This window comes from Liquorilactobacillus vini DSM 20605 (assembly GCF_000255495.1).
In the GTDB taxonomy this organism is placed as follows: Bacteria; Bacillota; Bacilli; order Lactobacillales; family Lactobacillaceae; genus Liquorilactobacillus; species Liquorilactobacillus vini.
This window is the reverse complement of the sequence record NZ_AHYZ01000182.1, coordinates 1-4,726: the sequence shown is the minus strand read 5'-3', so window position 1 is coordinate 4,726 and position 4,726 is coordinate 1. Positions and strand designations below refer to the sequence as shown.

6 protein-coding genes and 1 pseudogene are annotated in these 4,726 nt (G+C 36.7%); 2 read left to right on the top strand and 5 right to left on the bottom strand.

The window, feature by feature from the left end; translation table 11 throughout:
• Nucleotides 1-36 precede the first annotated feature (36 nt).
• Nucleotides 37-876, bottom strand: a complete 840-nt coding sequence (locus tag ON15_RS09785) for a phosphotransferase (protein WP_010581315.1) — start codon at nucleotides 874-876, stop codon at nucleotides 37-39.
• A gap of 149 nt (nucleotides 877-1,025) precedes the next feature.
• Here ON15_RS09785 and ON15_RS09780 point away from each other — a divergent pair, with 149 nt between their 5' ends.
• A complete protein-coding gene (locus ON15_RS09780; RefSeq protein ID WP_010581314.1) occupies nucleotides 1,026-1,346 on the top strand; it encodes a DUF4870 domain-containing protein in 321 nt (106 codons plus the stop codon).
• Here ON15_RS09780 and ON15_RS09775 read toward each other — a convergent pair.
• The 3 genes and pseudogenes from ON15_RS09775 to ON15_RS12355 all read right to left on the bottom strand — a co-directional run.
• On the bottom strand, nucleotides 1,327-1,863 hold the full coding sequence (locus ON15_RS09775; protein ID WP_026049575.1) for an O-acetyl-ADP-ribose deacetylase: 537 nt from the start codon (nucleotides 1,861-1,863) through the stop codon (nucleotides 1,327-1,329). The two genes, ON15_RS09780 and ON15_RS09775, sit on opposite strands and share 20 nt — an antisense overlap.
• Before the next feature lie 4 nt (nucleotides 1,864-1,867).
• Nucleotides 1,868-2,695, bottom strand: a complete 828-nt coding sequence (locus ON15_RS09770) for a DNA/RNA non-specific endonuclease (protein ID WP_026049574.1) — start codon at nucleotides 2,693-2,695, stop codon at nucleotides 1,868-1,870.
• Nucleotides 2,692-2,835, bottom strand: a pseudogene (locus tag ON15_RS12355) (sunset domain-containing protein); the annotation flags it as partial. The gene ON15_RS09770 and the pseudogene ON15_RS12355, both read right to left, overlap by 4 nt.
• 385 nt (nucleotides 2,836-3,220) lie before the next feature.
• Between ON15_RS12355 and ON15_RS09760 the strand changes: the two are divergent.
• Entirely contained in the window at nucleotides 3,221-3,553 is a 333-nt protein-coding gene (locus ON15_RS09760) for a heavy metal-binding domain-containing protein (RefSeq protein ID WP_010581310.1), read from the top strand.
• A 458-nt stretch (nucleotides 3,554-4,011) separates the two neighbouring features.
• Here the strand turns inward: ON15_RS09760 and ON15_RS09755 are convergent, their stop codons facing one another.
• Nucleotides 4,012-4,215 (bottom strand): hypothetical protein, encoded by a 204-nt coding sequence (locus ON15_RS09755; RefSeq protein ID WP_235720454.1) that lies wholly within the window; start codon nucleotides 4,213-4,215, stop codon nucleotides 4,012-4,014.
• Nucleotides 4,216-4,726: the final 511 nt, after the last annotated feature.

Genomic DNA, 4,726 nt, shown 5'->3' with positions numbered 1-4,726 from the left:
AATAATTTCAACTGATTTTACGGCTGTTTAATTTTTTTAAAGTGATAGGACTGCATCACCATTTTTAATGGTTGCCAACATTTGTTGCGCCATTGTTCCGTATTTTTTACTCGGGTGAGTGGTGTTATATTCACAAATTTCCAAAGCAGACCGCAACAATAAACAACGTTGCAATTCATGACTAGGAATTTCAAATTGATGCATAGCTTCATAGCCATCTAAAAACTGTTGTCGAAAACGTGGGTCTTTAACTTCATTATAAAAGAATTTAATAAAGTCCTGGTAAGTTACACCAACTTTTGAACGCTCAAAATCAATCAGAACTAATTTTTCTCGGTATTTCATAATATTCCGAACACTAAAGTCACCATGCAAAACAACTTTGGGCAGCTGCTCATACTCCTCATCAGCTCGCGAAAAGTCCGCCTGCAGCAAATTTAAACTTGTCAAAATGGGCGCAGCATAAGCTGAAGTTTTTAACCGTTCTGCTTTTGCTTTAATTTGTAAAGATAACGGTCGCTGATCTTCATAGACTAGGACTTTACCAGTCACCTTGTTGTGAAACTCCGCCAGCAGCTTGCCAAATTGATAAGCTAAATTGCCATCAATTTGCTGATCTTCCAATTCTTGCATTTGTCGGTCTTGCAAAGTAACAACATAATTGTCCTCAAAAATAACGTTATCTAAATAAACATCTGGTGCATAAACTTCATTAACATGCTGCTCAGCATAAAACATTTCTTTTTCTTTAAAAATCTTAACAAAAAGCTTAGCATGATATAATCTGCTTTCGCCAACCAGATGTTGATTGCCTGCTACATCGTGAATACTTTTTAAATCTGCTTGATAGTAATCATTCAAAAAATCAATTAGCATTCAGCCATCCCCATTTCCTACCCTTTTAAATTAATTGTAACTTAACCAGGTTTTAAATGGCAAGAACTCCTACCTAAAAATCTCAAAAAATTGCTAAAGAAAATTATTCACGTTACAATTAAACTATCAAAAAATAAAGTGAGGTAATTATGACCAAAAATCAAGTCGTTAGTTCTTTGAGTTATCTCTTAATCTTATTTGCACCCTTTATTTTCCCGTTGATTATTTGGATTATCTGCAGGAATGAACCATTTATTCGCCACCATGCTGCGATTGCTCTCTGGCTACAGTTATTACCGCTGCTGCTAGGTACCATCTGCCTGATTAGTTTAGGAGTAACAGGATTAGCGACCAGTTCCTGGAAAATTACTGGCGCAATGATCGTTATTTTGCTTGGCATCATTGCCTTAGTGACACTGCTGATTTTTATTTATAATTTATACAAGGGCATCAAATTGTTAGTTGCTTAAGATAATTCTGATAGGCCCGATAAGTTCGCTGATCATAGCAGCAAAAAATAATTTTAAACTCACTAACTGTAGGCTGCTTTAACCAGTGGCAAACCGTATCAACTGCAATTGGCACTGCTTGTTTTAAGGGATAGCCATAAACACCGGTCGAAATGGCCGAAAAGCTGACCTTTTTTAATTGGTATTGACGTGCTAAATCAAGCGAGTTAACGTAACAAGCGGCTAAGAGCTGCTCAGGTTTTAAAGCTGTATGATAAATTGGCCCAACTGTATGAATCACATAGCGCGCTGGCAATTTAAAACCAGGCGTTATTTTAGCTTCTCCAGTTTGACAGCCATGCAATTTACGACAAGCTGCCAACAACTGCGGCCCGGCTGCTTGATGAATCGCACCATCAACCCCGCCACCACCTAACAGGCTGGAATTTGCAGCATTAACGATCGCGTCACAACTGAGTTTGGTAATATCTCCTTGATACAGGAAAATTTCTGATTGTCCGACTTTCGTTTTGCTCATCCCTTTAATTAATCTGACTGGTACCATCTGCGTAATTGAGCGTCACTCCTGACTGAACATTAAAGATATAAACATTAAAATGAATTTCATTACTACCAATTGATTGAGCTTCCAGCTGGACGCCACGCGCTAACAATTCATTTCCTCGAAAAATTGGTGTTACTCGATATCTAACATAGCCATGTGGATTTTGCTTCAAATAATATGCAATATCATCTTCATGAGCCAGCATCTCTGGAGCATTCAGCTCACGAGTTCCAGTCATTAAGTTTCGGGGATTATTATTCTGCCCTGTCAATTGGTACCCAATCAAATGACTGCGGTTATATAGCCAGCCAGATTTGATTTTTTTATTGTGCCAGCCAGTTGGATCCCAAGTCAATTCGGCCCGTTTAGCTGTCGGCATTAATGATTGATTTAATAAAGCATTGGCTGCCGTCACCCGATTAAGGCTATCCAACTGTCCATATGTTTGCCATGCACCGTGGGCAGTTGACAGATCGCTGGCTGAAAATTCTGGATTATTGTGATTAACAGTAATTTCATTTTGACCGCTATAGTTAAGCTTAGCCAACTGCTGAGACGTTGCGGTCACTGTTTGCTGGTTGGCGGTTATTGTTGAACCAGCTGTTAAAGTTTTAAGCTTTTGGTGCCAGCGATTGATTTGCCGATTTTTTAACTTGATTTTCTTGGTTGTTATCCTGATTTGCTGCTTAAGCCGAGTAATCTTTTGCTGATTGCTGGTTGCTAAAATTGGTTCTGGCATGATTACCGCCGACAATAAATAAATCATGAATCCCAACAACATCATTCTTATTATTTTTTTCATCATCTTAACGCCTTTCGATAACCCGCTGCTTGAGCTTGAGCTTCAGTTGAAAAATAAACGGCATTGGCAGCATTCATCTTATAACCGGTTTGTCTAGGAACATGATAAATATGTGAATTACGATTACCAATGATTTGACCTTGTCCAGTAATAACTTGATTAGCTGAACTGCTTGAGCTACTGGCTGATACTGCACTTGAGCTGGGCTGACTGCTAAGTGAAGCTGATGACTGCTGCTGAGCGGCTTTAACTGATTGCCATTTTTTCTTTAATGAAGCCGACTGATACTCTTTAACAGCTAATTTTTTTTTAAGCGAGCTGGAATTTTTTTTCAACTGCTGAATTTGCTGTGTCTTATTATTTGAAGCCAGCGCTGCCTGAGAACAACCACTCAGCGGGCCAAATAACAGCAATAAGGTCAACAAACGGATGATCTTTTTCATATTTTTCATTTCTTTCCAAGTAAATTACTTTCCCAAATTCCTAACTTTATTCTACAATAAATTTAGTAAAGGAGTGCGATCAATCATGAAAAGTGTTTTAATTGTTACCACTGAAAATATTCCTGGAAAAAAGTATGAAGTAATTGGCGAAGTTTTTGGAATGACTACTCAATCCAAAAATCTGATTCGCAATCTTGGAGCTGGTTTGAAGAACATTGTTGGCGGTGAAATCAAGGATTATACCAAAATGCTAGAGGAGTCTCGGCGAGTTGCCGTTGAACGTTTACGAAAAAATGCAGCTAAAATGGGAGCTGATGCAGTTGTTATGATGCGTTTTGATTCCGGTGCAATCGGTCAGGACATGCAGTCGGTTGCAGCTTATGGAACAGCTGTTAAATTTAGTGAGCCGGAAAATTAATTACATCATGATAATTATCAGCAGTTAGTTCGAGCCAGCACATTTGCTGCAAAATGGTAAAATTATCGATTGCTTATTAGAATTAGCTATTGAAATACTGCCTAAAACAAAAAAGCCATTAAATCTTGTTTCGGCTTAAACAAGATTTAATGGCTTTTGCAATTGATCTAGTTAACTGAATTATTTGCCTTCATTTTCAAATCCAAGAAAATACTATCTTTGCCATTAAAATCAAAATAACCCATAATGCAACACTTGGCAATAACGAATACTTTAATCCTTTAAAAAAATCCATTATGAGCCCTCCTATCTTATCTCTACTAATCATAAACCGATCATATTAACAGTGTGTGAAGAACTCATAAAGAAAAGCTAAATATTACCTTCAGTTTTTAGTAAATATAACTTTGAACTGAGTGACTGATTTTCAAGCTTCCTCAGCAGCCCTAAAAAATGTCTTAATGCAAAGCTGTTGCAAAAGCAACTGCACCAAATATTATTCCAGGAAAATTTGCCCAAAATACAGGCCAATCTCGGTGTACTTTAAAATACGCATAAATACACCAAAATGAACAATTAATAGCCGCCACTAGTGGTTGAACAGGATTTCCATAATCACCTTGTAAGTTATTAAATATTTGTGGAATATATGAAACGTACATTAAAATTGCTAAAACTGTCGCAACTTTACTCAATATATTAATAAATCTACTTTCTTGTTTCAAATTAAATCCTCCCTTATGCAATTAATAATTATAGGGAAAATTTAGAAATAAAGCAATTTAAATTATACTATTGCTTATGTTTCAGGCGTATTTTGAGCTTAGAAAAGCAGAAATTGTGGGGCGAATAAAATAGCTATAGTAAAACTACTTCCCACATTACTCACCGTACATATGATTCGTGTTTGATGATTTGTTTTAGGACCAGACATAATTTATTCTTTAGCTTGGACGTTTGCGAAACGAGCATATACACCAATTTTGATTTGTATAACAATCTTATCTAGTTCATCCAGCCTTATAGCCCTTTCTTATACTGGAGCTAGTATAAATTATGGACAGCTTTTGGTAGAATATCTTTATCAAGATTGGAGATATCCTATATGGCCACTAAATATGATATTGATTTTAAGAAGATGATTGTGTCTCTTTATCAAAATGGGGAAAAGGG

Coding starts and splice junctions, on each gene's coding strand:
- ON15_RS09785 (WP_010581315.1), bottom strand. CDS start 876: ATGCTAATTGATTTTTTGAATGATTACTATCAAGCAGATTTAAAAAGT.
- ON15_RS09780 (WP_010581314.1), top strand. CDS start 1,026: ATGACCAAAAATCAAGTCGTTAGTTCTTTGAGTTATCTCTTAATCTTA.
- ON15_RS09775 (WP_026049575.1), bottom strand. CDS start 1,863: ATGAGCAAAACGAAAGTCGGACAATCAGAAATTTTCCTGTATCAAGGA.
- ON15_RS09770 (WP_026049574.1), bottom strand. CDS start 2,695: ATGATGAAAAAAATAATAAGAATGATGTTGTTGGGATTCATGATTTAT.
- ON15_RS09760 (WP_010581310.1), top strand. CDS start 3,221: ATGAAAAGTGTTTTAATTGTTACCACTGAAAATATTCCTGGAAAAAAG.
- ON15_RS09755 (WP_235720454.1), bottom strand. CDS start 4,215: ATGTACGTTTCATATATTCCACAAATATTTAATAACTTACAAGGTGAT.